This is a genomic window from Maribellus sp. CM-23 (genome assembly GCF_021354595.1).
Classification (GTDB): domain Bacteria; phylum Bacteroidota; class Bacteroidia; order Bacteroidales; family Prolixibacteraceae; genus Draconibacterium.
Genome location: NZ_JADWYJ010000007.1, coordinates 53,146 through 78,595, shown reverse-complemented (window position 1 = coordinate 78,595; position 25,450 = coordinate 53,146). Strand labels below are relative to the sequence as shown.

Here is a 25,450-nt window from a genome sequence, read left to right as displayed (position 1 = left end):
ATTAGTTGATGGCGACTGTTGTGCCGTCCACGATCTGGTTGTAGCCTTCTGAAACAACCTGCATACCGGCGCTTAATCCGCTTACTACTTCGGTGAGGTTATTGTCGGTTACACCCGGTTCAACATAAACTTTTTTAGCGACTGTTTTTCCTTCTTTTGAGTCAACAATGTAGGTGTAGTGGCCCGTAAAATCTTCTTTAATGAACAGGGTGGGAACTACAATGGCATTATCATTCAGGTAATCGCGGAATTTCAAAACTGCCACCAGGTTGGGCTTTATCTGTTTCCGGGGGTTGCTGATGTTGATGCGCACCCGGAAAGTGCGGCTCGCCGGATCAATCGTATTCCCGATCTGGTCGATGGTTGCAAACATGTTGGAACTCAGGGCCGGGAAGTTGATTTTAACGGAGTCTCCCTTGTGTATTTTGGTGATGTACGATTCAGAGATGTCTCCGTAAATTTTCAGGTGCGTAACATCCACCACTTTGGCAAACGGGGTCTGCGGACTTCCAATGTTGCCTTTCTTTTGGTAAACAATATCCACAACACCGTCAGAAGGAGCTTTTATTTCTGCCAGTTCAATCTGGGTTTTCAGACCCAGGATGCGGGTTTCGAGGCTTTCCTTGTTGTTCTTGGCCTGTAAAAACTGCATTTCGGAACCGATGTTTTGGTCCCAAAGGTTTTTCTGGCGCTCGTAATTGGTGGTGGCCAAATCAAGCTGCACCTGCAATTCTTCAATCGAACGCTCCAGTACATCGGTGTTAAGGCGGGCCATAATCTGGCCTTTCGAAACCTGCTGTCCTTCTTTAATCAAAACCTCCATAATAACTCCGGAGGTTTCCGGGCTTACATCTACGTCGTGTTCGGCTTCCACCTGGCCTGTTACTTCGATGAAGTGCTGAAACCTTTTGTTGGTCAGTGTTTCTGCCTTTATTTTTATGGTTTCCTCTGTTTGATTGGCAGAGAGTTCTTTTTCCAGTTGATCAATTTGCTGCTCAAGCGTGTGTACCTGTTGTTTCAGTTCCTGAAGCTTGGTTCTTTTGGTATTGTCATCTTCTACTGAAGAGCTTCCGCAAGCATAAACGAACAATGCAGTAGTCAGGATGAATAGAATCTTTTTCATGTGATTGTAATTGTTTATTTTCCGGGGCAATCGGACGGAATTAACTTCGCTTTGTTTGAATTTCCTTCTCATGCCCATTTTAAGGTGTTTCTGTTTTTATTTTTTGTTTATAGTGCGCCTGCCGCTTTTTTAAGTTTTAAATCGGCCTGCAACAATTGAAGAGTGGATGTTACCAGCGCCTGGAACGCGTTAATGTACTGTGTTTCCTGTTGCGAAAGTTCCGCACTGCTGATCATACCATTGTTGAACTTAATGTGGGTCTTGTCCAGAATGCTTTGAGCCAGGTCCCGGGTCTCCCGATCGTTCAGGAAGCGTTCGCGGGCAGTCTGCAAATCAGCAGATGCTGTCAGGTAGTCTTTCTGAAGGGTGACTTCTGCCAACTTCTGATCGGTAGCTGCTTTGTCTCTTTCGAGTTGAGCTTGCTGTACTTTTGAACGTTTTTGCCCCGAGTTAAAGAGCTGGATTTTTGCCTGTAGGCCAACCAGCGACGACGGAAACCAGTCTTCCCTGAAAACATTGGCGCTGTTGCTGTAAGCGGTTTTGCTGTAGTTGTAAAAACCGCTGAGGCTAGGCAAATAAGCTGCTTTTTCAAGTTTCAGCAGTTTGTCGGATACCTGAAAGTTGGCCATTGCCAGTCGATAGTCGATGTGTCTGTTCAGATCGAGCGGAACCGGAGTTTTCTCATTGGTCAGAGGCAGTACAAACCGATCAAGCTGATCTGATAAGTCGATGTTCGTATTCAGGTCGTAGCCCATGGCATATTTCAATACAATTTTGGAAACCGATAATTCACGTTCTGAACGGAGTACTTCGTTTTCTGCATTTCGCATTAAAATTTTTAGCTGATCAACGTCCTGCGACTCACGAAATCCGTTGTCGAAATATACCTTGGTCTCTTCGTAAAGCCGTTGGGTATTCTCAAGGTTATCAAGCATAACCTGTTTGTAACGTTCACTGATCAGTACCATGTAATAAGCCTGCGAAACAGCATCGCGGATGTCGATTTCTGCTTTTTCGTGGGCTTGCCTGGCTAAGTTTACGTATAGCGTGGCCGAGCTAACGCCTACAATCCACGATCCGTCGAAAATTTGCTGCGAGATATTTAATCCAAAATCGGAATTGTAATCCTGTCCAAACTTTACGGGAATATAGGTGCCGGCATCTTCACCAAAAAACTCACCCGGAATAAGCGATACGGGCAGGTTTAAAAATTTGTTGTAGTTGGCACTTCCCGACACCTGTGGCAACCCGGTCGATATGGTCTCCCACACTTTCTTTTGAGCAATGCTTATGTCCTGGTTGGTATTGTGCAGCACATACGAGTGCTCCATGGCAAAGTCAATTGCCTGGTCGAGCGTAAAAGATTGTGGCTGCTCCTGTGCTCTTGCAAAAACGGATAGCAGCAGGATGAGGCCCAGTAACAAGGGGAATTTTCTAGTTGTTCGTTTCATCTCATTATAATTGTTTGTTTTCAAAGGTATTCGATGTAACTCGCCTGTAATGCTAGTTTTAAGTGTTGGCGTTTTACGAGCTCGTTTCATTCTGAATGTTGTTTGTTAGCTGTTTGTAGTAGTGCAACCCTTCGGGGGTGCAAATGGCATGCATATGATAATCTAAAATATGATCATAAAGGGCGGTTGAATGTACTTCGTATTCTTCAAATATTTTGTATTCCGGATTCATTGTATAAAGAATCCTCCCAACAATTAATTTTGAAATAAAAAAGGGATCAATATCAGGGCGATACAAATCCTGCGAGATCCCAAGTTTCAGATTCTCCATGGTATTGTCAAAGATTCTTTTTCTCTTGAAATCGTACACCCGGTGGTAAAGGGCCGGATAGGTTCTTTTCAACTCGGTTTCCATGTTGTGGTGGTACATTTTTAATACCGGGGAAATGCGTTTCCGCAGGGCAATGGTCATATCAATCGCGTTTCCGATAGCCGGATTGTTGAATTTGAAGTCCTGCGAGGCAATCAAAAACTCCACCACCTCGGTAACCAGGGCTTCTTTGTCGGAAAAGTACTGATACAGCGTCTTCTTTGATATGCCGAACTCGGATGCAACGTCATCCATGGTTACATTCCTGATGCCTCGTTTGAGAAAACGATAGGCCACATTTTCTATGATGTATTCTTTTTTTTCTTCCATGGATGTAAAATTAGCTATTATGTACGAAGGAAACTGTTGAGGTGTTAAGAGTTTATTTTACTCCGGCACTGTTTAATTGTTTTCTAAGTTTCATGTAGTTAGCTAAAAAGCAGCGTAAAACTAAATCATTCTTTGGAGTTTCCGGTAAAATTATCGGTGAACGGCGAAATTTAATCTACGAATGGTTTTTTTGATGTTGCGAACTGAAAAACGGAGGTGTTTCTTTAGTTCTCTGTTGACAGCAGAAAGGTGGCAATCCGAATATCTTCGGGATAGGTAATTTTGATATTTGTGCGGTTTCCTTCCACCGTGTTAATGGCCTGGCCTGTATTCTCCAAAACCGATGCATCGTCGGTAAACAATTCGGAATACGCTTGTTCGTAAGCTTTTTTTATGAGCGAAACCCGAAAGGTTTGCGGCGTTTGTACCAGGTAATACTTCGAGCGGTCGAGCGACGAATTACGGGTGCCATCCACATAGCGAACCGATTCAGAAACGGGAACCACGGGTAAGGCATTGCCTTTTTCTTGTGCTGTCTCAAAGCAATTCCGTATGGTTCGCCCGGAAACCAGCGGTCGCACACCGTCGTGAATAAACACAACACCCTCTTCGCGGATGAGGTGGAGGCCGTTCTTTACCGATTCAAAACGGTTCGAACCTCCGGCAGTCAATTGGTGCGGAATAGTGAAGCGGTGTTTTTCGCACAGTTCTTTCCAGCGGCTAAACTCGCCGTCGGGTAAAACCAGCACAAACGAAATGTTGGGATCGAAGGTGTAAAATGCTTCGAAAGTATGCATGAGAACAGGCTTTCCGGCCAGTTCGAGAAACTGTTTGGGAACCTGGTTGTTCATTCTGGAACCACTTCCGCCAGCCACTATTAATGCAAACTTCTTAGGCATATTACTGTTTTTGTCGTATTTTCAGAGAGTAAAAATAGGGGAAACGAGCATAAGAAAAAAGTCTTTCCAATACACGGGAACATGATTGTGCTGGTTTCATGCGTCAGTTGACGGACCTTAACAAGAAAACAATTTTAAACAGAAAATATTAGCAGATGGATAGTGTATTGAAATTTTTGAATGAACTGGCCGCCAATAACAATCGCGAGTGGTTTCAGTCAAATAAAAAATGGTACGAAGAAAGCCGGGAAAAAGTATTGTTTCTAACGGATGTACTGATCAACGAAATAGGGCAGTTTGACCGGGAAGTAAAAGGTTTGCAGCCCAAGGATTGTATGTTCAGGATCTTTCGGGATGTCCGTTTTTCGCATGATAAGAGGCCGTATAAAACAAACTTTGGTAGTTTCATCTGTAAAGGCGGGCGTAAAAGTATGAATCCCGGGTACTATTTTCACATAGAGCCAACGGGTTGCTTTATGGCAGGTGGAATTTATATGCCACCCGCTGAACCGCTCAGAATCATACGGACTTACCTGGCTGATCACGCCGAAGAATTCCTGGAGATTACTGAAGTCCCTGATTTTAAAAAGGAGTTTCCGGAACTGTATAACGATCAGCTAAAAACGGCTCCCAAGGGATTTCCGAAAGACCACCAGTATATCGATTTACTGAAGTACAAATCGTTTATTTATTCGAAAGACATGGCTCCTTCGCTGGTAAGTAATGAAAAATATGTGGAAACAATGGTGGATGGTTTTAGCACCCTGTATCCCTTGAACCGCTTCCTTTACGAGGCGCTTTCCCAATAACGCATTTTTGAACGTTTGTGATTTTAGTTATCATAATGGGGGTTACTTTTTCTGCCGAAACGGAATATAATTATATAGACCCTTATTTTTTATCTTCCCGATTTCAACAAAATGCCCCGGAGTTCCCTTCCGGGGTTCTTTTTTGTCCTTTTTTTGTCCCTGAATTAAGGATGAAAAAGTATGCTAATACGGCCGAAAATTCCCCCGTATTTTTACTGTTTATATATTATTAACAAATTGTTTCAGTGAACTGAAGATGAGTTAAAGAAATAAGTATTTTTAGGCCCTGTTTAATCATTTATTATCATTCTAATTATGAAAAGAATTCTACTTTTATTTTCATTGTTTGCTTTTGCAGCATCAACTTATGCCCAAAACATCCAACTTCATTACGACATGGGGAAGGACCGGAAGTTGTTTACTTCTACCGTTGAGATGTTTCGTCCTGACAAGTACGGTTCAACTTTCTTTTTTATTGACATGGACTACAGCTCAGACGCCCGCAACGTAGATAACGGAGTTTCTTTGGCTTACTGGGAGATTGCCCGTGCTTTTAAATGGAACGAAACACAGAAATTTATGCCACGTGTGGAATACAACGGTGGTGTATTGAAACTGGACGGAGATGAAACACCCTTTATTCCGATTGAAAACTGTTTCCTGGCAGGGTTGGAGCGCACATGGGCATCAGCCGATTTTTCTAAAATTTTAACCTTGCAGGCTAACTATAAATATATCAAAGACAAAGAAGATGCATCGTTCCAGGTTACGGCGGTTTGGACCGTAAACTTCCTGGATGGAAAAATGTCGTTCCTTGGTTTTGCTGACTTCTGGAAAGAAGAAATGTTCTGGGGAACTGATTTCCGTTTCTTGTCTGAACCACAATTGTGGTATAACTTCTGCAAAAACTTTTCGGCAGGTACCGAAATTGAACTGAGTAACAATTTTGTTGGTGATGAATTCACTGTTAAGCCTACGCTGGCAGTAAAATATACTTTCTAAAACTAAATCCAACTAAAAATGCTAAACAAGTTTTTCAAACTCGACGAAAACAAAACAACAGTAAAGACCGAAATTCTTGCGGGGATTACGACCTTTATGACAATGGCCTACATTCTGGCGGTAAACCCCGATATTCTGAGTGCTACCGGAATGGATAAAAATGCCTTGTTTACAGCAACGGCTTTATCTGCATTTGTTGCTACTGCTGTAATGGCATTGGTAGCTCGCTTGCCTTTTGCACTGGCTCCCGGAATGGGGTTAAATGCTTTCTTTGCCTTCACGGTTGTACTCGGAATGGGTCATTCGTGGCAATTTGCATTAACGGCTGTTTTTCTGGAAGGGATCATTTTTATCCTGCTTACAGCTTTTAACATTCGCGAACTGATTGTAAATGCAATTCCGCTGCCGTTAAAACATGCTGTTTCTGCAGGTATTGGATTGTTTATTGCATTTATCGGACTTCAGAATGCCGGTGTTATTGTGAACAACGATGCCGTATTGGTTGGACTTGGCGATATGAGCTCTCCTGCCGTACTGATTGCTTTGGGGGGTGTTATTCTTACCGCCGTTTTGCTGGCACGCAGAGTTAAAGGTGCCTTGCTGATTGGTATTTTTGTTGCCACTGTTGCTGGTATTCCTTTTGGCGTAACTCATATGCCCGAAGGTCACCTGGTGGATGTTCCACCGTCGTTGTCGCCTATCTTTATGAAGTTTGAGTTTCACAACATCTTTACCTGGGACATGTTGATTGTATTGTTTACATTCCTTTTTGTGGATATGTTCGATACAGTAGGTACACTGGTGGGTGTTTCGTCGAAAGCGGGAATGCTTGACAAAGAAGGCCGGGTGCCGCGTGTAAAACAAGCACTGTTTGCCGACTCAATCGGTACTTTCTTTGGTGCAATTGTCGGAACAAGTACTGTAACAACTTATGTTGAAAGTGCATCGGGTGTTGCCGAAGGTGGTAAAACAGGGTTAACATCCTTAGCTACTGCGGCTCTGTTCCTGATCGCTTTGTTCTTTGCCCCGTTATTTACCATGGTACCTGCAGCAGCCACTGCGCCTGCGCTAATTTTGGTCGGTTTCTTTATGATGTCGCCAATACTCAAAATCGATTTTGATAATTTTACCGAGTCTATCCCGGCTTTTGTTACCATTATAGTAATGCCGCTTACTTATAGTATTGCCGAAGGTATTGTGTTTGGTATGTTATCATATGTTCTGTTGAAAGTTCTCACCGGAAAAGTGAAAGACATTTCTGTGGTGATGGTTGTGCTTTCAGTACTGTTTATCCTCAAGTTTTTTATATAAGCAATTATATTTTTACGATAAAAAAAGAGACATTTAAAAGTGTCTCTTTTTTTGTTATTTTTGCTGCCAGTGAACGAGGCATTAGCTCAGTTGGTTTAGTCCGTCAGCTGACGGATGACAGGATAGGGGTCGTTAGTTCAGTTGGTTCAGAACGCATGCTTGACAGGCATGAGGTCACTGGTTCGAATCCAGTACGACCCACCAAAACTCCAGGTACATGTATCATACCTATGTTCTGTATTCTGAAAGGTTTAACAAGATTTATGTCGGGTACTCATCAGATCCGATAAAACGACTCGCAATACATAATTCCGCAGAAAATACTGGTTGGACAAGCCGCTATCAGCCGTGGAAGATTATTTATCAGGAAGAATTTGAGACTAAAACAGAAGCACTAAAGCGTGAGAGGCAGCTTAAGACTTCACGCGGGCGTTCTTTTATCAGAGGATTGTTGCAATAGTATTGTTGAGGTAAAAAAAGGAGTTCGATACTTTCGAACTCCTTTTTTTTATACCTGAATTTTGTTTATCTGTCGAAATGATTGGTGCTGTAATAAGCCTGTTCTCCTACAATTTTCCCGTCGTCGTTAAACGAATGAGACAGCATGAGAGGCATTACCACTTTTTTCCCGGTTTCAACATAGGTAAAGGAATACTCCCACCAGGAATAAACTTCGTAGCGGTTATTTTTGGCGTAGTAGATACAGTCAGGATAACCATTTTGCTTAAAGTGAATGTCTTTTATCTTTTCGAACGTGGTTTTTATTCCTTCTTTTCGGGTGGCTAAATCGATGGTTTTGTTCCATTGGTATTCAATACTTCCAAAACGGGCATTGTCGGTATAAAAGCTCAGCAGCGTTTCCATATCCTTGGCTGCATAGGCATTCATCAGTTTGCGTACTGTAACAATGTAGGGGTGGCTGATAAATACTTTCCCGTTTTCTTTTTCCAGGTTGCCGTTGTCGATTTCTTCAAACACACTGTCGTCGAAATACTGGATCAACATAGCAACTTTACCTTCCTTATTAAACGCATAAAGATTGTGAAGACGTAGTTCCAGATTTATTGCGGAAGTTTTGTGCGTTCCCGTAATCAGTAACCAATCCTGCACCCATATTCCACCGTCGGCATATTCTATTGCATCCGGATAGGCCGGGGTATCATCCTTTACACTCAGGTTTTCAATGTTATTCTTCCACCAGGTAATGTTGTTGCCAAAATTCGCTTTGGCAATTTTCCGGTATTGCCCGTTTCGCATCAGCCCGATACTGTCAGCAAAAAAGCTCTTGTAAGTGTCTACGTCACCGTTTGTGAAAGCCTTCCATAATTCACGGGTTTTTTCAATGTCAGGGTGTTCGTTGTAGACCGTTCCGTTTTTCTTTTGGGCGAACGTGGTCGTAAAGGCGAGGGTTAGAATCAGTAAAAACGCAAAATTCTTCATAGTGGTAATTTTTAATTAATAAATACGATTGCTGCTGGTTCTATCCGAAATTTTATATGGGCAGGTATATTCAAGTTACAAAAAAGTTGGAACGAAATGACTTTTATGTTATTTAATAATTGCTGTAAGTCAGTTCGTTATGTTTAGTCGGAAAGTCTGCTTTATTAGAGGCAGCACATCTGGTGCGAGCTTTAGCGTGTTTTTACCGTAGTATTCCCCGGTATTATTGATTATGAAAATATGATACGTATTGTTCTAAAAATTAATAAACGGCACGTAAGATCGGGCAGCTATGTGTTGTGAAACCGTAAAGCAGAGGTTTTATTAATGCGTTTTTTCCGCTACTTTTAGTACCACTAAATCAACAAAAGCATGAGATCACATTCAAGGAGAAATTTCATAAAAACCAGTGTTGCGGCTGGTGCCGGAGCGGTTCTGATTCCGGACATTGTTTCGGCAAGTGTAAGTCGTAAGTCCGAATCTGCTTTGGCAGGAAAGAAAGTGCTGTACGTTTACGGTGGCTGGGAAGGCCATGAGCCCAAGCAGTCGGTAGATTTATTTGTGCCGTGGTTGCGTTCGCAGGGGGCGGATGTAAAGGTCTCCGATTCTCTGGATGCCTACCTGGATGAGGAATTGATGGATTCGGTGGATTTGATCGTTCAGATCTGGACCATGGGAACCATTACCGGGGAACAGGAAAAAGGCCTGCTGGCGGCGGTTAAAAAAGGCGCAGGACTGGCCGGTTGGCACGGTGGAATTGGTGATTCGTTCAGAAACAATGTGGAGTACCAGTTTATGGTGGGCGGACAATGGGTGGCTCACCCCGGCGGAGTGATCGATTATACTGTTCACGTTGGCGATCAAACTGACCCGGTGACAAAAGGATTGAACGATTTTGCGATGCATTCGGAGCAGTATTACATGCAAGTTGATCCAAATGTGAAAGTACTGGCCACTACGAAATTTTCGGGAGAACATTCTGCGTGGATCGACGGCTGCATTATTCCGGTAGTCTGGAAAAAATATTACGGTGATGGCCGTGTTTTTTATTCTTCGCTGGGGCACGTAATGAAAGACTTTGAGGTTCCCGAAGCGCTGGAGATTATGCAGCGGGGTATTCTTTGGGCGGCAGAAAGCAAATACCAGCCTAAGGAAAAATGGCTGAGCCCGGTTTATGGGGGATAGTTGTGGTTGCTGGCAGAACAAGATTTGTTTTTCGCACACGCACTCTTCATTTTTTTACGCGCGGGTTTGATTTTCGATCACGCAAGGTTGATTTTTGATGACGGAAGATCCATTTTTCTACTCCGAAGTTCATTGTTTGTAATCTGCAGATTGCAGAATGATCAGCAAGATTCGATTTTTGTAAGGCAGAGATAGCAGATTTAACTACCAAATCGGTTGGAACATAAACGGGATTGATTGGATGAACTCCGAAGCCGCTTGTTCGAACACCAGAGTTGTCTGGAAGTAGTTTTCCTGTTGTGAAATAGGGTGATAACCAAAATCCATAAAAAAAACCGTCCTTCGGCTGAAGAACGGTTTCTTGTTTATAGTATTCAATAGTTATCCTTTTAATGCTTCGGCGCCCCCCACAATCTCCAGGATTTCGCCGGTAATGGCTGCCTGGCGGGCTTTGTTGTATTGTAGGGTAAGATCGCCCAGCAAAGTAGTTGCGTTATCGGTGGCCTGGTGCATAGCGGTCATACGCGCACCGTGCTCGGCAGCGTGAGAATCCAGCAAAGCTTTGTAGAATTGAATTTTCAGGGATCTGGGTATCAGTTCCTGAATAATGTATTCTTTTGAAGGCTCGTAAATGAAATCGTAATTGGCAGAATCACCGGTTTCTTCGGGCATTTCTACCGGAAGAAATTGCTCGGTTGCCTGTATCTGAACCGCTGCATTCCGGAATTGGTTGTAAACCAGTTCTACCCGGTCGTATTTCTTTTCTTCAAAAGCTTTCATTACCTCTTGGGCAATCCTGGATACATTCTCGAAAGTAAGTTCGTTGTACAGGTCGTTCTCATCGGCCACCACACTGTAGCCGCGGTGTTTTAAATTACGCTGCCCGATTTTTCCGATACACATAAAATCGAGTTTGCCCATTTGCAGCTGGTTGAAATAGCTTGAATTGGCCAGTTCAATAGCTTTTTTGGCAATATTGGTATTAAAACCACCACACAATCCACGATTGGAAGCCACCAGGATGATCAGCACCTTTTCGGGATGCCTGGGCTGGGTATAAACCGAATCTTCCACATTTTCGAGGCTGGCGCTCAGGGAGGTCAGAATCTCGTGCAGCTTTTCGGCATAAGGCCTGATCTGCATAATGGCGTCCTGCGCTTTTTTGAGCTTGGCCGCCGAAACCATTTTCATGGCACTTGTCACCTGCCGCGTGGTTTTTACCGATGCTATCCTGGTACGTATTTCTTTTAATCCAGCCATATTGTATTGATTGAATGATTGATATGGAGAAGGACTGAAATCAGTCCCTCAATCCCTCAATAAATCAGTCCTTATTGTTTGTATTTCTCTGCCGTTTCAGCTGCTACTTTCCGAATCACTTCTTCGATTTCAGCATTGATGTTACCGGCTTTTAATTCATCCAGCGTTGCCCGGTGCGACATTTCCATGGCGTCCAGGAAATCAACTTCAAAAGCTTTTACTTTTTCCACCGGAACCTGGCGAAGCAATTCTTTTGTTCCGCAGTAGATAATAGCCACCTGGTGTTCGATCTTCATCGGCGAATACTGTCCCTGTTTCAGGATTTCCACGTTCTTGCGTCCTTTGTCGAGCACGCGTTTGGTGGCAGCATCCAGGTCGGAACCAAACTTCGAAAAGGCTTCGAGTTCGCGGAACTGAGCCTGGTCAAGTTTCAGCGTACCTGCAATTTTCTTCATGGCTTTGATCTGCGCATTACCACCTACACGAGATACCGAAATACCTACGTTAATCGCGGGGCGGATACCCGAGTTGAACAGGTTCGATTCAAGGAAGATCTGTCCATCGGTAATCGAAATAACGTTGGTTGGGATATACGCTGAAACGTCACCGGCCTGTGTCTCGATAATCGGAAGGGCCGTAAGCGAACCGCCACCTTTTACTTTGTCTTTCAAACAATCGGGCAGGTCGTTCATGTTCTTTGCAATATCATCCGATTCGATGATTTTCGCGGCACGTTCCAAAAGACGGGAGTGCAGGTAAAATACATCACCCGGATAAGCTTCACGACCCGGAGGACGACGAAGCAGCAGGGAAACTTCGCGGTACGAAACGGCCTGTTTTGAAAGGTCGTCGTATATGATCAAGGCATCGCGGCCGGTATCGCGGAAATATTCACCGATAGCGGCACCTGCATAAGGTGCATAAAACTGCAAGGCGGCCGGATCGGCAGCTGTAGCAGCAACAATTACAGTGTAATCCATGGCGCCGGCTTTGGTTAAAGTAGCTGCAATGTTGGCAACCGTTGAGCCTTTTTGCCCGATGGCCACATAGATACAGTAAACCGGCTTCCCTTTTTCAAAATTCTCGCGTTGGTTGATGATGGTGTCGATGGCCACAGCGGTTTTACCGGTTTGGCGGTCGCCGATGATCAACTCACGCTGGCCACGTCCGATCGGGATCATGGCGTCGATGGCTTTCAATCCTGTCTGAAGCGGTTGTTTTACCGGCTGGCGGTAAATAACCCCCGGCGCTTTGCGTTCGAGCGGCATTTCAAAAAGTTCGCCCTGGATGGCTCCCTTGCCGTCGATGGCTTCACCGATGGTATTGATAACGCGGCCCAGCAAATTCTCGCCTACCTGGATGGATGCAATGCGGCGCAAACGTTTTACGGTGTCACCTTCCTTGATTTCTTCGGTAGGCCCCAACAGAACGGCTCCAACGTTGTCTTCCTCGAGGTTAAGAATGATCCCTTTCACACCACTGTCAAATTCGATCATTTCGTTGGCCTCTACATTCGACAAACCATAAATACGGGCAATTCCATCGCTTACCTGTAAAACGGTGCCCACTTCTTCCAACTCGGCAGCCGATTTAAATCCTTCTAGTTGTTGCTTGAGAATTTCAGATACTTCAGCAGGTTTTATATTCGCCATGTTCTATCTTGTTTTTCTTTGTTGACTACGTTTTATAATTCAGTTTCCAAAAGGTTTTGCTTGATTTTCCTGAGTTGAGAAGCCACGCTGGCATCGTACTGTTTGTCGTCGAGGCGTAAAACCAGGCCTCCCAGTATTTCCGGATTTACCTGTGTGCTCAGCTCGATGGTGGCATTCAGCTCTTTTTCGAGCAATTCCTGTATTTTTTGAAGGGTGGCCGCATTTGCTTCCGAAGCGGTAGTAAGCACTGCCGACCGTATGTTCTGATCTTTTTTGGATAGATCAAGAAAATTTCTGCAGATGCCGGGAATAAAAACTTCACGTTTATTTTCCACGATCAGCAGAAGGAAATTCAGGGTTAGGGGATTGACCTTGCCTTCAAAAATCTGTTTGATCAGTGCTGCTTTTTTGGAAGTCTTTACAACCGGACTTTCCAGCAACAGAACAAAATCAGGTACCGAATGGCATATCTCCAAAACCGAATGAATATCTGCCTTGAGCGTATCGAGCAGCTTTTTCTCTTTGGCCGTGGAAAAGAATGCCTTGGCGTAACGAACGTTTATTGCACTTTGATCCATAACCTTAATTCAGCTTGATATCGTCGATAAGACCATCTACCATTTTTTCCTGTTCTCCTTTTTCGGCCAGTTCTTTCCGGATCACTTTTTCTGCGATCATCACCGAAAGTTCGGCTACCTGCTTTTTGATGGTATTGATGGCGGCCGTTTTTTCAGCATCGATTTGCTGACGGGCTTCGTCGATGGTTTTTTGTGCTTCCTGGGCGGCTTTTTCTTTCGCCTCGGCCACAATTTTATCTTTTAACTCTTTGGCCTCTTTTAGAATGGCGTCTTTTTCGCGACGGGCTTCGGCAATAATTTTTTCGTTGTCAGCTTTTAATCCTGCTACTTCCTTTTTGGCTTCTTCGGCCGAGTTCAGGGCATGGGCAATCGATTCCTCGCGTTCTTTCAAAGCATTCAGAATCGGCTTCCAGGCGAACTTTTTCAGGATAAAAAGTACAATCGCGAAAATGATGATCATCCAGATAATGGTACCCGGATTCGGCATTACTAATCCCATACTTTCAAAATTTTAAGTGGCAACAGCATCCCGGGCAATCCCCGGGATGGCTGCCAAAGTTTTTTGCTATACAAAAACGATAAGGATACAAACAATAACGGCAAAGAAGGCAACACCTTCAATCAAAGCTGCCGATACAATCATGTTTGACCGAATGTCACCGCTTGCTTCGGGCTGACGGGCAATGGCTTCCATGGCACTGGCACCGATTTTACCGATACCCATACCAGCTCCAATGGCTGCCAAACCTGCACCAATTGCTGCTCCCATTTTACCCACTGCAGCTCCGGCGGCCGCTTGTAGCAATACTGTTAAAATAGCTGATAACATAGCTTTTTACTTTAAGTATTAATATTAATGATGATCTGAAGTCGCCATTCCGAAATAGAGTGCCGACAACAGCGTAAAAACATAAGCTTGTATAAACGATACCAACACATCGAGCAAAAGGATAAACACCGAGAAGACGATGGATACCGGGCTTGCTCCCAATCCTACTGCCGGGCCGAATAAACTGCCGAAAACAAAAATCAGGCTGATGAACACCATTACAATGAGGTGACCGGCCATCATGTTGGCAAAGAGTCGCACCATCAGTACAAACGGCTTGGTAATAACGCCTGAAAGTTCAACAATTGGCATCAATGGTATCGGGAATTTCAACCACCACGGAACATCGGGATTGTAAATTTCTTTCCAGTAATGTTTGTTTCCGTTGATAGTGGTAACAAAAAAGGTAAACAAGGCCAAAACCATGGTTACACTTATATTTCCGGTTACGTTGGCTCCAAATGGTACAATGGGGATAAGCCCCATGAAGTTGTTGATCAGAATAAAGAAAAAGAGCGACAAAAGGAAAGGCATAAATTTTTCGTATTTGTGCTCTCCGATGGCGGGTTTTGCCACTTCGTCGCGAATAAAAAGAATGATCGGCTCCAGCAGGTTCTGAACTCCGCGGGGTGCTCTGCCTTTGTTTCTTTTGGCCGAGCGGGCCATCGAAAACAATAACCAGAACAGGATAACCACCGATGCCAAAACACCGGCAATGGCTTTGGTTATGGATACATCAATCGGTTTCCCGATTTCGTGGCCGTTGGCATCCAGTTCAACAATTTTGCCTTTGAAATCTTCGCTTTGCGAAATTTTAAAGCCTTTGTAGGCATCGTGCCCGTGATGGAATTTCGAAGACATAAACACATGAAATGCTTTTCCATCGTGCAGTTCCGGGTGTTTGCTGTAAAGAATGATGGGCAAGGGAATGCTGACATGGGTTTCGCCCCATGAAGTAATATGCCAGTCGTAAGAGTCAGAAACGTGGTCGATCACGAAATCGCCGGCACTAAACGCTTCCTCGTGCGAAGCGGCAGCATGACTTTCCGATGCCTGGGCATGTTCTCCCTCGTTGGTGTGTTGTGCAAATAAAGCACTAAAACTGAATAACAAAAATGCCACAGTTATGACGTAACTTTTGGAAAGTTTAAGCATGGTTTATTCAATTATCTTCTTTATTCAATCTGTTTATCGACACAGAAACAAACCAACAGACAAGGGATTTGTTCTATGCAAGCACAAAATTTTTTGAGCGATTTAATTGTTCGTCTACAAATTTAGCAGAAAATTCTGACCATGGGTTGAAATTCCGGAATTTCAAAAAAGAATTAATAATGTTTAAGAACCTTTTTATGAGAGGGATTAATTGAGGGAAGTCGTGGGATGAAGGGAAAATTATTTTCGAGTTAAGCGGTTTATTTTGGAGACCTCTTTTACTTCAAAAAATGAATAAACCAGGTATAAAAACATCAGCCCAACTACAAACTGAATGGCATTTTCGCGGTCGAGTGCGATGTAAATGACCGCTAAAACGGAGTAGGTCATTAACTTAAAAAAGGTGATAAGCATGTTGCTGCGTGCAAACTTCCCGATGTCTTTTTGCGCTATTCTAAGCTGGTAGGCGTGAATGGCAAGTGTTACCACAAAAAAGAACCCAAGCAGAAAAGGGAACACCGGAAGGTAATATTCGGGTAAAAACAAAGAAAAAACCAACCATCCGATTAGGGCAATGGCGAGGGTGAGAACCGTTAATTTTGCAATAAAGCTTTTCATCTTATTTAGCCTCGGGCCATGAGCATGAGCTCAGAGCTTTTAAAATTCATTTCTTTTTTAACAGACTTCGTGTTCCGTAAACAATGGCAACAATTACCGAAAAAATGGCCAGAACGAGTGTAAATCCTTTGAATTCGTTTGCCATCCACTGGTCGATTTTATAACCCAAAAAGGTAAATCCCCCGATGATGGCCATCATTTCGAAACCAAGACTGGAGTAGCGGACAAAATTGTCAAATTTGTTCTTTGAGTTATTTGGCTGCTTCGGGCTCATGTGCCGGTTTTGCAATTCCCATGCTACACGTACCGGTGAAAACAGCCCCCGGTTCAACCGATAGTTTTCCGGCGCTGATGTCGCCTTCAATTTTTGCTGAAGACTTCATGTTCAGCAATTCTTTGGCAATAACTTTTCCTTTGATAAAACCGGATACTTCGATGTTGTTTGCCTGAACCTGGCCTTCGATTTTGCCGTGTTCGCCAATTACTACTTTGCCTTTTGCCGCCAGGTTGCCAACCATTTCTCCATCGATGCGAATGTCGCCATTGGAGATAATGTCGCCCTTGATCTTTGTTCCATCGCTCAGTATGTTAATAAGTTGCGATGAGTCTTCTCCGTTAAACCGAGTTGTTTGTTTTGCCATGCCGTTCGTGTAACTGTTTTGTTCTGATTTTCCCAAAATAAATGCGCGTTTGAAGATACAATAAAATAAAGCTTGCACCAATAAATAAAACGCATGAAAAGCGGAACAAACTGAAATTACAAACCAGTTTCAAAATTGTTTAAAAGCGGGGAGCAAAAACTGCGGTAACCTGATTATTGAGGATCGTAAGCCCATTTCAGGTAGCAGCTGCCCCAGGTAAAACCGGCGCCAAAAGCTGCCAGTACCACGTTGTCGCCTTTTTTGAGTTGTTTTTCGTAATCAAACAAACACAGGGGAATGGTCGCTGCCGTGGTGTTTCCGTAATGCTGAATGTTGATCATTACCTTGTCTTTGGCGATTTTCATCCGCCTGGCTGTGGCTTCAATAATTCGCATGTTGGCCTGGTGCGGAACCAGCCAGGCAATATCTTGTGCACTAAGATTGTTTTTCTCCATTATTTCGGCCGCCACATCTGCCATGCTCGAAACGGCTGCTTTGAAAACCGCCTGACCTTCCTGGTACAGGTAGTGCTCTTTGTTCTGAACGGTTTCAACAGAAGCAGGCTTTAACGAACCTCCGGCTTTTATGTGTAAATGGTAGCGGCCCAGTCCGTCAACCCGGTTGATGTAGTCGATAACACCCAGGTCTTCAGTGGTGGGTTCAATCAGAACTGCTGCTGCGCCGTCGCCAAAAAGCGGGCAGGTAGTGCGGTCTTCGTAGTTGATGATGGACGACATTTTTTCGGCTGCCACGATCACCACTTTTTTGTACCGGCCTGATTCGATGAACTGAGTTGCCGTTGATAAGGCAAAAATAAAGCCCGAGCAAGCTGCGTTCAGGTCAAAACTCCAAGCGTTGTGAATGTCGGCTTTGTGGGCAATTATATTGGCAGTTGCCGGAAGAACCATGTCGGGGGTAATGGTGGCACAAATAAGCATGTCGACTTCATCGGGACTTGTGCCGGTTTTTTTGAGTAAATCCTGAACAGCTCTTGTTCCCAGGTCGCTGGTGCCCTTTCCTTCTTCTTTGAGAATACGTCTTTCCTTGATCCCGATTCTCTGCATGATCCACTCATCCGTGGTGTCCACCATCTTACTGAGTTCATCATTTGTCAACCTGTATTCAGGTAAATAGGCTCCCACACCCGTAATTGCTGCTCTTACTCTAGCCATCTTTTACTAAATCTAATTTTTCTTGTTTTGCGTTTCTGAAAATCGGGGATGAATATAGGAGCAAAAGAAAATTCCAACAAAGAATTGCGTTTGTATGTGTACTTCCGCCCCGGTTTTTTTGATATAAAGGGCGAACAATTCATAAGCATGTTCGAAAAGTCTGTATTTGGGAATTAGCGGCATAAAAAAATTCCATCCCCGAAACGACGGAGATGGAATCCCTTCACTATAAGATCAAATGGCTTATTGAGCCATGCGTTTGTCTTATACAGCTATTTCTTTTTCAATAACCTGTTTTCCTCTGTAGTAACCACATTCCGGGCAAACGGTGTGATATTTTACGGTAGTTCCGCAGTTTGAACAAGTAGCCAGAGTAGGAGCAACAGCTTTGTAGTGTGTACGTCTTTTGTCCCTTCTCGCTTTGGATGTTTTATGCTTTGGATGTGCCATTTTTATAAGTTTTTAATTGTTATTTTTCAAATTTCTTAATGCTGCCCAACGGGGATCTATCTCTTTTTCATCCTGTTCTTCCTCCGTTTCGTGCAGTAAATATGTTTTTAGCTTTTTGAGCATCTCCGGATCACAACTGTTTTCTCCGGTTTTATTCGGATGGACATGTTTCAGCGGAATGCTCAATACTATGTATTCATACATTACCTGAGTAAGGTTGATTACGTGCTCTTCGGGCAGAACCCAAATCACATTGTCGCCTTCATCAAACTCATCTTCTTCGCCAAATTTAACAAAGATATCGGTAGCGAGTTCAATGTCTTGCTGGTAAGGCTCCAGACATCGGTCGCAGATAAGTTCTACCCAACCCGAGAAATCGAAATTCAATTTTAAAAAAGAACTTCTTTTTTCCAGTTGAACCTTGATCTGAACCTCGCCGGTTTCAACCAACCCTTCGTCAAAATGCTCAAAGAACCTTCTGTCGGCTTCAAATTCGTAATCGTGAAGGCCTTCTTTAAGACCTTTAAACTCAATATTATATTTTGTTTTCCAGCCCACGATCCCAAAAAAGTGGATGCAAAAGTATAAATTTTTTATTAACAGCTAAAGAAATAGCAGAATTATTTTGATTTATAGCCTTGTAGCTCCAAAATCACTTAAGAATAAGGTGTTGAAAGTTTGTTATGGTTCATTTTATTTTAACGAAGGCATTTCATCGAGTGTAATTACAGCATCGCTTTCCAGTGCATCTTCCCACCATGTGGCATTGGCATGTTGGTGTTCGGGCTGATTGAAATCTGCTTCCGCTTTGTTGTTTGTTCTTTCGTAATCGTACCACGGCATAAAATACGACCAGGCTGCCCCTGCTTCCCATTGCACCGAAATATTGGCCACGTTTCCCATTTCGCTCAAAGCGATCATTTTTGTGGGGTACTCCTCTTGTATGGCGGCAAACTCTTCGGCAATTGTGCCGGTCTGGGTATTGTTGTAAATATCCCGTCCGATAATATCGACATAATCATCACCGGGATAAAAGGCGTTGTCTTTGGTTTGGGTGGTCCAAACCCAGATTAGGTTGTTAAGTCCTTGTTGCTGAAAATAGTTGAACATGTAAATCCAAAGCTTTTTATAGGCTTCGGCACCGCCGTTCCCCCACCAGAACCAGGCAGTTCCGCCCTGGTATTCGTAAATATTGCCGGCAGCTTCGTGCAAAGGGCGCCATAATACGGGTATGTTTTTATCGTGGAGCAATTTCAGGTACGCGGTAATTTTCTGCAGATCGGCTTTTACCACCTTGTTTTCCCAGGTGCCGTCAATCGTTGCGTTCGAAGCCTTGAATGTTGTTTCAGATGTGTAAAAAGCATATTCGGTTGAACCATCGGATTTGGGCACATTCCAGTGCCAGCAGGCAGACACCAGACCATTGTTGTTCCACCAGTCTTCAATAAAGGAAGTTGTGGTATAGTCAATCCAGTTGGCCGGCGAATAGTGCAGATGGATATAATCGACGGTTGCCATAGCTGGGTACTTACCTGTTTGCAGTTTTACCCAGTCGGCTTCGTTGAGGTTCCAGCTTACATTGGCCATTGCAGAGGAAATAATCTTCTTGCCGTATTTATCAAGCAGGAAGTTGTATAGGTTGACTGCTTCGGGAGAAGGATTGGGAGTTACCAGCGTTTGAGTCAGGTTGACGGGAATGGAAGCCTCCGTTGTGAACGAAAACTGAACGGCCTCAGCCAAAGGCACCTCGTCTTTATTGATTAAAGCTCCTTTGGGAATATTTATCAGGTAATTTTTGCCCTTCTCCAGAACCGCATTGATCCGGATTTTGGTAAATGCTTCCTCAACATCCACTGCATCTCCATTTACGGTTATTCCGTGATTCTTGACGAGGTAAACCAATTCGTTGAAACTCACTTCGATTGGAGTTGATGGCTTCACATTTGCTTCGTTGTTTGCCGGAATGCTACTTCTAAAAACAGGAGGTTCTTTTGGAGCCTCGTCTGTTTTATTGGAGCATGATATAAGAAGAATCAGGGTTAATGCAACTACTGTTTTCATTTTCATGTTATGTGCATTCTAAAAGAAGAAAGGCCGCTTAGACGATTAAACGGCCTTCCTAAAAAGTTAGTGAAATTTACTATTTAAGATCAAGTCTGAAATTATCGAATGATATACCGGCAGGAATTGGGCCTCCGTATAGACCATTCGTTCCGTTAGACAGGTCAAGTGTGCCCGACAATCCCAATGTGGTTGCAGGCACCGAGATGGTTATCCATTGTCCGTTTGTTGATGCAGGGAATAATCCGGCTCCATACCAATTCCAGCTATTCCCGAGAATAAATTGTATTGTTGATGCATTCTCAGCTCCGGTCACCCCTTCTTCTATCCTGATATCGAGTTTGAAAACATAGTTTTGAATGTTGTCCACAATTGGTCCTAAAGCTCCACTTGACTGGTGATTGCAGTTAATTATCCAGGCATCTCCGGAAGAAGCTGATTTGATTCTTGTGAAAGTATTGCCATTTTCAACCAGGATTTCTGAAATACCTGACCAGCTATTATCCCAATAGCCATTATGACCTCCATGTTGTTCATAATCGTTGATCATGATTGTTGTTGACAGGATCGGGTCGGTACCTGGTATGTTGAACTCGGGAGAAGTGATTTCGGTCAGATCAAAAGCCACTAACTTTAAAGTAACTGTCCCTGTTGTGGCATTTTCGGGAACATAAACTTCTATCCTGTTTTCTGATCTTATTCCATACTGAGTTGCCTTAATATCATCCTGAAATACGACGGATTCCACAAAATTCAATTTTGTGCCTTCAATAACCAGCAATTCGCCCGGATAGACCACATTGGTGATGGACGTGATAACTGGTGTATTGGGAGTGGTAATTGCCAGGGATTCCATCGACTCGACTTCGTCTCCGTTAATTGTTACCAATTTAATAGTACCGCTTTCTGCAGCTTCAGGAACCGTTACTGTGATGGATGTTTCTGATTCAGGAGTGACGTTCACGGCTAAATTAGTGTTGAAAATAATCGTTTTTACCAAATCGAAATCAGTTCCTGTTATGGTGATGTCGTTGCCTGCAATAAGTGCCATTGGCTCAATGGAAGTAATGGTGGGCTTAATCAGACTAAGTTCGTCACTAAGCGCACTCTTGTTTGAAAGTGTTGATACTGTTACCGGTCCTGTTACTGCCAGATCAGGCACTGTTACCTGTATCTCGGTGGCTGACTGGTTTACGATGGTCCCGCCGACACCTCCGCTAAACGTTACTGCTGATACAAGATCCAGATCGGTACCTGTTATCGTTAAATCTGCCCCATTTTTTACCGGATTTGGAGAGACTGAAGCAATTGTTGGAGCTACCAAAATCAATTCATCCTCCGACTCCATTTTAATATTTGAGGCGGTTATGATGGAGATGGTGCCATCCAGCGCATCAGCCGGTATGATCACTTCCATTGTTGTGGCAGTTTGTGAAACAAATTCAGTGACATTTTTATTTCCTCCAAACACCACTGTTTTCACCAAATCCAGATCGGTTCCGGTAATGGTTAAAGCGGTACCAGCCTTTGCCGGATTAGGTGAAATGGCTGTTAAGGTAGGGAGTGTTACAGTCAGGTCAGTGGTTGTTGTGATGATGATGGGATCTGCCTCGCCATTGGATACTGCGATTGGCCCCGTTTGTGCTTCGGCCGGAACAACCAGCTTTAGCTCCTTGCGGCTTTGTGCTGAGAACAACGTGTCTCCCACCGAAACCCTGCTGGTAAAGATCACTTCTTTCACCAGGTTCAGGTAATCTCCGGTTAAGGTTATTTCCTGTCCAGGTTTTACAGAAGCAGGAGCGAAATTATCGATGGAGATAGGTTCGCTGTAACCCATTTGTGTTTTGCTGGTTATTGTTTCGTTTGCAGTAACAAGCTGCACAAAACCAACAGCGGCATTCTGTGGCACAAGTAGTTTAATGCTGGTTTCAGTGTGCTCCGTGAATTCCGATGCGGAAATTTCAATTCCAGCCGGTAAGATTACAGTTTTTACCTGGAGGAAATTTGTGCCAATAAAACGAAGCTCCGCACCCCGTGCAATAGGCATTGGTCCGTAACTCAACAGCGAAACTTCCGACGACATTTTATCATCATCGTCATCGTCACACGATACAAACATTATCCCGGACATGCTGACATACAGTAACGCCAGCAGGATTGTCAGGAATCTTATTTTGATATTGTTCTTTTTCATCGTTTTTCTCATTAATTGTTTAATACTTATTAGGCACAATTCTGAAATTGTCAAAACAAATATCACAATCCAGGGCTCCGTTACCGTGGAATAATATTCGGGTCCAGTAACCTTCGGGCCTAACCACCAATGTTACGCCTAAATCCTCGTATGACTTCACTATTTCACTATAAGGAATGGTGATTGTTTCCCACTTCCCTTCGGTATCATATGGCGGGTTCCATTTGTAAGCATCGTTGAGTTCTGAGCCTAATCCAAAGTTGAATTTAATCAGATTGTTGTTGTATGGCTTAAGCGTATTGATCTCGAATTTGAGACTGTACAGCCCCGGGTGTAAAATGGCCTCATCGGGAATGTTTTTACTGATGTCTCCCATTGCACTTGCCGGTCCTCCTGCTACTTCTGTCCATGCCCAGCTTCCAATCGTTTTTTGAACCCGAATGTAATTCCCGTTTATTTTTTCAGGAGCGTCTTCTCCCGGATCGGTTACCACATAAGATGCGTTCCACCAACCGGTAAAGGGGTCACTGCTGATTACAATATTGCGGTCGTCACGGAACTTGAAGGTAGATAATCCTGTTCCAAAATTTGATTTCACAGTTATTTGTCCGGGAGATGTTCCCGACGGCACCATTACTTTAATGGCCTCGTCCTCAACGGAAACAATTTCGCCCTCTAATTCTCCGGGGAAAATGACTTGAAGCGGCTCGTAAAAATAATTACCATAAATGACCGCCATACCGCCGTCGTTTACATACTCGCATTCCATAGAGGTAACACTCGGTTTATTGATTGATACGGTGAAATCATAGGGCAGACTGGAGCCATCACTGAAATAGATGACCAGTTGGTTGGTGACCTCCGATGGTACTTCCGATGGTACACGAACCAGAATGGAAGTGTTGGTTACATATGGTGAGGTTAAAGTTGCGGGCAGGTTATTGAATTCTATTCCCATCGCTTTCCCAAGGTTCTCGCCAATGATGGCAATCAGCTGTCCCTGACCTGCACTTACAATCAGCGAATCGGAAGATGTTGGTTCCGTAATACGGATGTAGTCGATTCGGGGCGTACCTGATGTTTCATCATCGTTGCAGGCGCTATAGACCATCCCGAATGTCAGTGCAATCAGTATTGTATATATGTATCGAAATTTAGTTTTCATTCTTCTCAATTTAAATTTGATTTTTCCATCCAAATTCTAGTTACTCCCGTAATAATCAACAGGCTCTTCAGTTAAGCTTGGCATACCTCCTAAGTCGGCGGTTGGAATGGGCAGGTAGAAATTGCCTTCGGTGGCCGTAATCGACCGTTCGGTGTGCCACGATGTTTTTACGAAAGTCCATGAATTAGGATCGGGATAAACATCCGGATAAATGGCAAATAATCCACGGTCCTGGTTGTTCAGGATACCCAGTGCCTTGGCTTTGTCGTAATAGAAAATATTACTCAGATCGTACATGAACATGCTTTCCATGGCAAATTCCAGCGTTCTTTCTTTAAATACATCCGCAAAAGTGAAATAGGTTTTGTCCCCATCTCCTGAATCATTTGGCAGATTGTTCAAGCCAGCGCGGCGACGAATTTTGTTGACATATTCCAACGCGGTTGCATCAGAGGATTGTTCGTTGTTCCCCAGTACTGCCTCTGCATAAATCAGGTATATTTCAGCGAGGCGCAACATGTAGGTGTTGTTGGGGTAATGTTGAGACGAAGCTCCTTCAGCCACATCAACGGCTTTGCCTACAATGTACTTTTTGGTACAGGCAAAACTGTAATCGCTGGTGTTATTCGGATAAATACACTCTCGTTGGCCAACCGTGCCATCAGAAGCAGTATAATCCTGCGTAATTTCGGGATAATGGGCGCCCGGCAACATAAAGGTGTTGTAAAGGCGGGTATCGAGCGTGGCTCCGCGGATGGAGTCGCCGGTTGTTCCTATTACATTGATCCCTTCGTATTGTGAGATGACATACCAGGATGCACTGTAAGCACCTCCCCATCCATCGCCGTTGCCAATATCCGAGTTGTAGGCCAGGTATGCCGGAACAGAGTTGCTTGGTCCCCACGCAGATGAATACACCCACTGTAGTTCGAATAGCGATTCATTGTTGTTGTCGTAAGGATACAAGAACAACGAACGATAATCGTCCAGCAAAGATTTGCCACTATTTACGATGACACTTTGTGCGTAATATTTGGCACTGTCAAGGTACGTTTGATTGCGTGTGCCTCCGTCTGACTCAACTCCGGCGCGCGTCAGGTAAAAACGGGCCAGCATTCCTTCGGCAGAGTATCGGGTAACACGGCCGGTAGCGTAAGGTTCTTCGGGTAGATCTTCGGCAGCGGCACGCATTTCGTTGGTCAGAAATTTCCAAATACTGGAGATGGTATTTCGCTTGATATCCGTATCGTTCATGATGGCAATGTTGTCGGTGATGATCGGTACAGGTCCCCAGGCCAATACCAGGTTCCGGTATGCACAAGCCCTCATAAAGCGGGCTTCAGCTACGGCCATTTTTTTGATGTCCTCGGAAACCGCCTCTGTTGCATAAGTATTTATGTTACGAATAGCCAGGTTGGCCTGCTGAATTACGGTAAAGAATGCATTCCAGCCTGCAATTACTTCCGAGTTATCGCCGTTGGCATTGAAGGCACCAAACTCCCGGCTGTTCCAGGGCGCCATCATTATGCCGCTTCTCAGGTCTCCGATACTGTAAGATGCTTTATCGTTGTAGTCGAACCACATGCGGCTGTACAGGGGGGCAGTAGCTGCCATCACTTCTTCGTTTGTCTTATAAAAATCGACATCGGTAAGTGAATCTTCCGGAGGTCTCACCAAGTAGTCCTCAGAGCAATTGGTAAGCGTAAGTAGCGCGATGAGACCGATAAACCAGCTGTATTTTAATGTTTTCATAAT

General features: G+C 44.0%; 26 protein-coding genes and 1 tRNA gene. 6 read left to right on the top strand and 21 right to left on the bottom strand.

The features are described 5' to 3' along the window. Nucleotide 1: 1 nt before the first annotated feature. The 4 genes from INQ51_RS20415 to INQ51_RS20400 form a co-directional block, all read right to left on the bottom strand. Nucleotides 2-1,123 (bottom strand): efflux RND transporter periplasmic adaptor subunit, encoded by a 1,122-nt coding sequence (locus tag INQ51_RS20415; protein ID WP_233379840.1) that lies wholly within the window; start codon nt 1,121-1,123, stop codon nt 2-4. Nucleotides 1,124-1,230: 107 nt separating this feature from the next. Continuing rightward, nucleotides 1,231-2,574 carry a TolC family protein gene (locus INQ51_RS20410; protein ID WP_233379839.1) on the bottom strand — a complete coding sequence of 448 codons (1,344 nt, stop codon included), beginning with the start codon at nt 2,572-2,574 and terminating at the stop codon, nt 1,231-1,233. 73 nt (nt 2,575-2,647) lie between these two features. Next, nucleotides 2,648-3,274, bottom strand: a complete 627-nt coding sequence (locus INQ51_RS20405; protein ID WP_233379838.1) for a TetR/AcrR family transcriptional regulator — start codon at nt 3,272-3,274, stop codon at nt 2,648-2,650. Nucleotides 3,275-3,498: 224 nt separating this feature from the next. Next, a complete protein-coding gene (locus INQ51_RS20400) occupies nt 3,499-4,173 on the bottom strand; it encodes a 2-C-methyl-D-erythritol 4-phosphate cytidylyltransferase (protein ID WP_233379837.1) in 675 nt (224 codons plus the stop codon). A gap of 155 nt (nt 4,174-4,328) precedes the next feature. Here INQ51_RS20400 and INQ51_RS20395 point away from each other — a divergent pair, with 155 nt between their 5' ends. The 5 genes from INQ51_RS20395 (at nt 4,329) to INQ51_RS22770 (ending at nt 7,755) form a co-directional block, all read left to right on the top strand. Then, a complete protein-coding gene (locus tag INQ51_RS20395) occupies nt 4,329-4,982 on the top strand; it encodes a DUF2461 domain-containing protein (protein ID WP_233379836.1) in 654 nt (217 codons plus the stop codon). Between the two features lie 315 nt (nt 4,983-5,297). Beyond that, the gene (locus INQ51_RS20390; protein WP_119437452.1) at nt 5,298-5,984 is read left to right on the top strand and encodes a DUF5020 family protein; all 687 of its coding nucleotides are present in this window, start codon (nt 5,298-5,300) and stop codon (nt 5,982-5,984) included. Between the two features lie 18 nt (nt 5,985-6,002). Beyond that, on the top strand, nt 6,003-7,295 hold the full coding sequence (locus INQ51_RS20385) for an NCS2 family permease (RefSeq protein ID WP_119437451.1): 1,293 nt from the start codon (nt 6,003-6,005) through the stop codon (nt 7,293-7,295). Between the two features lie 126 nt (nt 7,296-7,421). Then, nucleotides 7,422-7,499, top strand: a tRNA-Val gene (locus INQ51_RS20380). Between the two features lie 13 nt (nt 7,500-7,512). Next, a complete protein-coding gene (locus INQ51_RS22770; protein ID WP_410796530.1) occupies nt 7,513-7,755 on the top strand; it encodes a GIY-YIG nuclease family protein in 243 nt (80 codons plus the stop codon). Nucleotides 7,756-7,820: 65 nt separating this feature from the next. On the opposite strand, the gene INQ51_RS20375 is transcribed toward INQ51_RS22770, so the two are convergent. Continuing rightward, nucleotides 7,821-8,735: a nuclear transport factor 2 family protein gene (locus INQ51_RS20375; RefSeq protein ID WP_233379835.1), complete on the bottom strand. Its 915-nt coding sequence runs from the start codon at nt 8,733-8,735 to the stop codon at nt 7,821-7,823. Between the two features lie 372 nt (nt 8,736-9,107). Between INQ51_RS20375 and INQ51_RS20370 the strand changes: the two genes are divergently transcribed. Further along, on the top strand, nt 9,108-9,920 hold the full coding sequence (locus INQ51_RS20370) for a ThuA domain-containing protein (protein ID WP_233379834.1): 813 nt from the start codon (nt 9,108-9,110) through the stop codon (nt 9,918-9,920). Between the two features lie 381 nt (nt 9,921-10,301). On the opposite strand, the gene atpG is transcribed toward INQ51_RS20370, so the two are convergent. The 16 genes from atpG to INQ51_RS20290 form a co-directional block, all read right to left on the bottom strand. Next, nucleotides 10,302-11,180 (bottom strand): ATP synthase F1 subunit gamma, encoded by an 879-nt coding sequence (atpG, locus tag INQ51_RS20365; RefSeq protein ID WP_233379833.1) that lies wholly within the window; start codon nt 11,178-11,180, stop codon nt 10,302-10,304. Between the two features lie 71 nt (nt 11,181-11,251). Beyond that, nucleotides 11,252-12,832 (bottom strand): F0F1 ATP synthase subunit alpha, encoded by a 1,581-nt coding sequence (gene atpA, locus INQ51_RS20360; protein WP_233379832.1) that lies wholly within the window; start codon nt 12,830-12,832, stop codon nt 11,252-11,254. A gap of 32 nt (nt 12,833-12,864) precedes the next feature. Beyond that, entirely contained in the window at nt 12,865-13,410 is a 546-nt protein-coding gene (gene atpH, locus INQ51_RS20355) for an ATP synthase F1 subunit delta (RefSeq protein ID WP_233379831.1), read from the bottom strand. Between the two features lie 4 nt (nt 13,411-13,414). Then, nucleotides 13,415-13,909 carry a F0F1 ATP synthase subunit B gene (locus INQ51_RS20350; protein WP_233379830.1) on the bottom strand — a complete coding sequence of 165 codons (495 nt, stop codon included), beginning with the start codon at nt 13,907-13,909 and terminating at the stop codon, nt 13,415-13,417. 66 nt (nt 13,910-13,975) lie between these two features. Then, entirely contained in the window at nt 13,976-14,239 is a 264-nt protein-coding gene (gene atpE / locus INQ51_RS20345; protein WP_119436375.1) for an ATP synthase F0 subunit C, read from the bottom strand. Between the two features lie 24 nt (nt 14,240-14,263). After that, complete coding sequence (gene atpB, locus INQ51_RS20340) at nt 14,264-15,394, bottom strand: F0F1 ATP synthase subunit A (protein WP_233379829.1); 1,131 nt, start codon at nt 15,392-15,394, stop codon at nt 14,264-14,266. Between the two features lie 240 nt (nt 15,395-15,634). Further along, nucleotides 15,635-16,012 (bottom strand): hypothetical protein, encoded by a 378-nt coding sequence (locus INQ51_RS20335; RefSeq protein WP_233379828.1) that lies wholly within the window; start codon nt 16,010-16,012, stop codon nt 15,635-15,637. A 46-nt stretch (nt 16,013-16,058) separates the two neighbouring features. After that, entirely contained in the window at nt 16,059-16,286 is a 228-nt protein-coding gene (locus INQ51_RS20330) for an AtpZ/AtpI family protein (RefSeq protein WP_233379827.1), read from the bottom strand. Then, nucleotides 16,264-16,653 (bottom strand): polymer-forming cytoskeletal protein, encoded by a 390-nt coding sequence (locus INQ51_RS20325; RefSeq protein ID WP_233379826.1) that lies wholly within the window; start codon nt 16,651-16,653, stop codon nt 16,264-16,266. Before INQ51_RS20325 ends, INQ51_RS20330 begins: the two co-directional genes overlap by 23 nt. Before the next feature lie 173 nt (nt 16,654-16,826). After that, the gene (locus INQ51_RS20320; RefSeq protein WP_233379825.1) at nt 16,827-17,825 is read right to left on the bottom strand and encodes a beta-ketoacyl-ACP synthase III; all 999 of its coding nucleotides are present in this window, start codon (nt 17,823-17,825) and stop codon (nt 16,827-16,829) included. Nucleotides 17,826-18,089: 264 nt separating this feature from the next. Next, nucleotides 18,090-18,275 carry a 50S ribosomal protein L32 gene (gene rpmF / locus INQ51_RS20315; protein ID WP_119436380.1) on the bottom strand — a complete coding sequence of 62 codons (186 nt, stop codon included), beginning with the start codon at nt 18,273-18,275 and terminating at the stop codon, nt 18,090-18,092. Nucleotides 18,276-18,287: 12 nt separating this feature from the next. After that, nucleotides 18,288-18,833: a YceD family protein gene (locus tag INQ51_RS20310; protein WP_233379824.1), complete on the bottom strand. Its 546-nt coding sequence runs from the start codon at nt 18,831-18,833 to the stop codon at nt 18,288-18,290. A 135-nt stretch (nt 18,834-18,968) separates the two neighbouring features. Then, nucleotides 18,969-20,342 (bottom strand): glycosyl hydrolase, encoded by a 1,374-nt coding sequence (locus INQ51_RS20305; protein WP_233379823.1) that lies wholly within the window; start codon nt 20,340-20,342, stop codon nt 18,969-18,971. Nucleotides 20,343-20,415: 73 nt separating this feature from the next. Continuing rightward, nucleotides 20,416-22,530: a glycan-binding surface protein gene (locus INQ51_RS20300; protein WP_233379822.1), complete on the bottom strand. Its 2,115-nt coding sequence runs from the start codon at nt 22,528-22,530 to the stop codon at nt 20,416-20,418. A 19-nt stretch (nt 22,531-22,549) separates the two neighbouring features. Then, entirely contained in the window at nt 22,550-23,695 is a 1,146-nt protein-coding gene (locus tag INQ51_RS20295; protein ID WP_233379821.1) for a glycan-binding surface protein, read from the bottom strand. Nucleotides 23,696-23,731: 36 nt separating this feature from the next. Further along, nucleotides 23,732-25,447, bottom strand: coding sequence for a RagB/SusD family nutrient uptake outer membrane protein (locus INQ51_RS20290; protein WP_233379820.1), 1,716 nt, complete (start codon nt 25,445-25,447; stop codon nt 23,732-23,734). Nucleotides 25,448-25,450: the final 3 nt, after the last annotated feature.

Coding starts and splice junctions, on each gene's coding strand:
- atpB (WP_233379829.1), bottom strand. CDS start 15,394: ATGCTTAAACTTTCCAAAAGTTACGTCATAACTGTGGCATTTTTGTTA.
- INQ51_RS20390 (WP_119437452.1), top strand. CDS start 5,298: ATGAAAAGAATTCTACTTTTATTTTCATTGTTTGCTTTTGCAGCATCA.
- INQ51_RS20330 (WP_233379827.1), bottom strand. CDS start 16,286: ATGAGCCCGAAGCAGCCAAATAACTCAAAGAACAAATTTGACAATTTT.
- INQ51_RS20410 (WP_233379839.1), bottom strand. CDS start 2,574: ATGAAACGAACAACTAGAAAATTCCCCTTGTTACTGGGCCTCATCCTG.
- INQ51_RS20300 (WP_233379822.1), bottom strand. CDS start 22,530: ATGAAAAAGAACAATATCAAAATAAGATTCCTGACAATCCTGCTGGCG.
- INQ51_RS22770 (WP_410796530.1), top strand. CDS start 7,513: ATGTATCATACCTATGTTCTGTATTCTGAAAGGTTTAACAAGATTTAT.
- atpE (WP_119436375.1), bottom strand. CDS start 14,239: ATGTTATCAGCTATTTTAACAGTATTGCTACAAGCGGCCGCCGGAGCT.
- INQ51_RS20415 (WP_233379840.1), bottom strand. CDS start 1,123: ATGAAAAAGATTCTATTCATCCTGACTACTGCATTGTTCGTTTATGCT.
- atpG (WP_233379833.1), bottom strand. CDS start 11,180: ATGGCTGGATTAAAAGAAATACGTACCAGGATAGCATCGGTAAAAACC.
- INQ51_RS20335 (WP_233379828.1), bottom strand. CDS start 16,012: ATGAAAAGCTTTATTGCAAAATTAACGGTTCTCACCCTCGCCATTGCC.
- atpA (WP_233379832.1), bottom strand. CDS start 12,832: ATGGCGAATATAAAACCTGCTGAAGTATCTGAAATTCTCAAGCAACAA.
- INQ51_RS20375 (WP_233379835.1), bottom strand. CDS start 8,735: ATGAAGAATTTTGCGTTTTTACTGATTCTAACCCTCGCCTTTACGACC.
- INQ51_RS20325 (WP_233379826.1), bottom strand. CDS start 16,653: ATGGCAAAACAAACAACTCGGTTTAACGGAGAAGACTCATCGCAACTT.
- INQ51_RS20295 (WP_233379821.1), bottom strand. CDS start 23,695: ATGAAAACTAAATTTCGATACATATATACAATACTGATTGCACTGACA.
- INQ51_RS20370 (WP_233379834.1), top strand. CDS start 9,108: ATGAGATCACATTCAAGGAGAAATTTCATAAAAACCAGTGTTGCGGCT.
- INQ51_RS20400 (WP_233379837.1), bottom strand. CDS start 4,173: ATGCCTAAGAAGTTTGCATTAATAGTGGCTGGCGGAAGTGGTTCCAGA.
- INQ51_RS20385 (WP_119437451.1), top strand. CDS start 6,003: ATGCTAAACAAGTTTTTCAAACTCGACGAAAACAAAACAACAGTAAAG.
- rpmF (WP_119436380.1), bottom strand. CDS start 18,275: ATGGCACATCCAAAGCATAAAACATCCAAAGCGAGAAGGGACAAAAGA.
- INQ51_RS20290 (WP_233379820.1), bottom strand. CDS start 25,447: ATGAAAACATTAAAATACAGCTGGTTTATCGGTCTCATCGCGCTACTT.
- INQ51_RS20395 (WP_233379836.1), top strand. CDS start 4,329: ATGGATAGTGTATTGAAATTTTTGAATGAACTGGCCGCCAATAACAAT.
- INQ51_RS20320 (WP_233379825.1), bottom strand. CDS start 17,825: ATGGCTAGAGTAAGAGCAGCAATTACGGGTGTGGGAGCCTATTTACCT.
- INQ51_RS20405 (WP_233379838.1), bottom strand. CDS start 3,274: ATGGAAGAAAAAAAAGAATACATCATAGAAAATGTGGCCTATCGTTTT.
- INQ51_RS20350 (WP_233379830.1), bottom strand. CDS start 13,909: ATGGGATTAGTAATGCCGAATCCGGGTACCATTATCTGGATGATCATC.
- INQ51_RS20305 (WP_233379823.1), bottom strand. CDS start 20,342: ATGAAAATGAAAACAGTAGTTGCATTAACCCTGATTCTTCTTATATCA.
- atpH (WP_233379831.1), bottom strand. CDS start 13,410: ATGGATCAAAGTGCAATAAACGTTCGTTACGCCAAGGCATTCTTTTCC.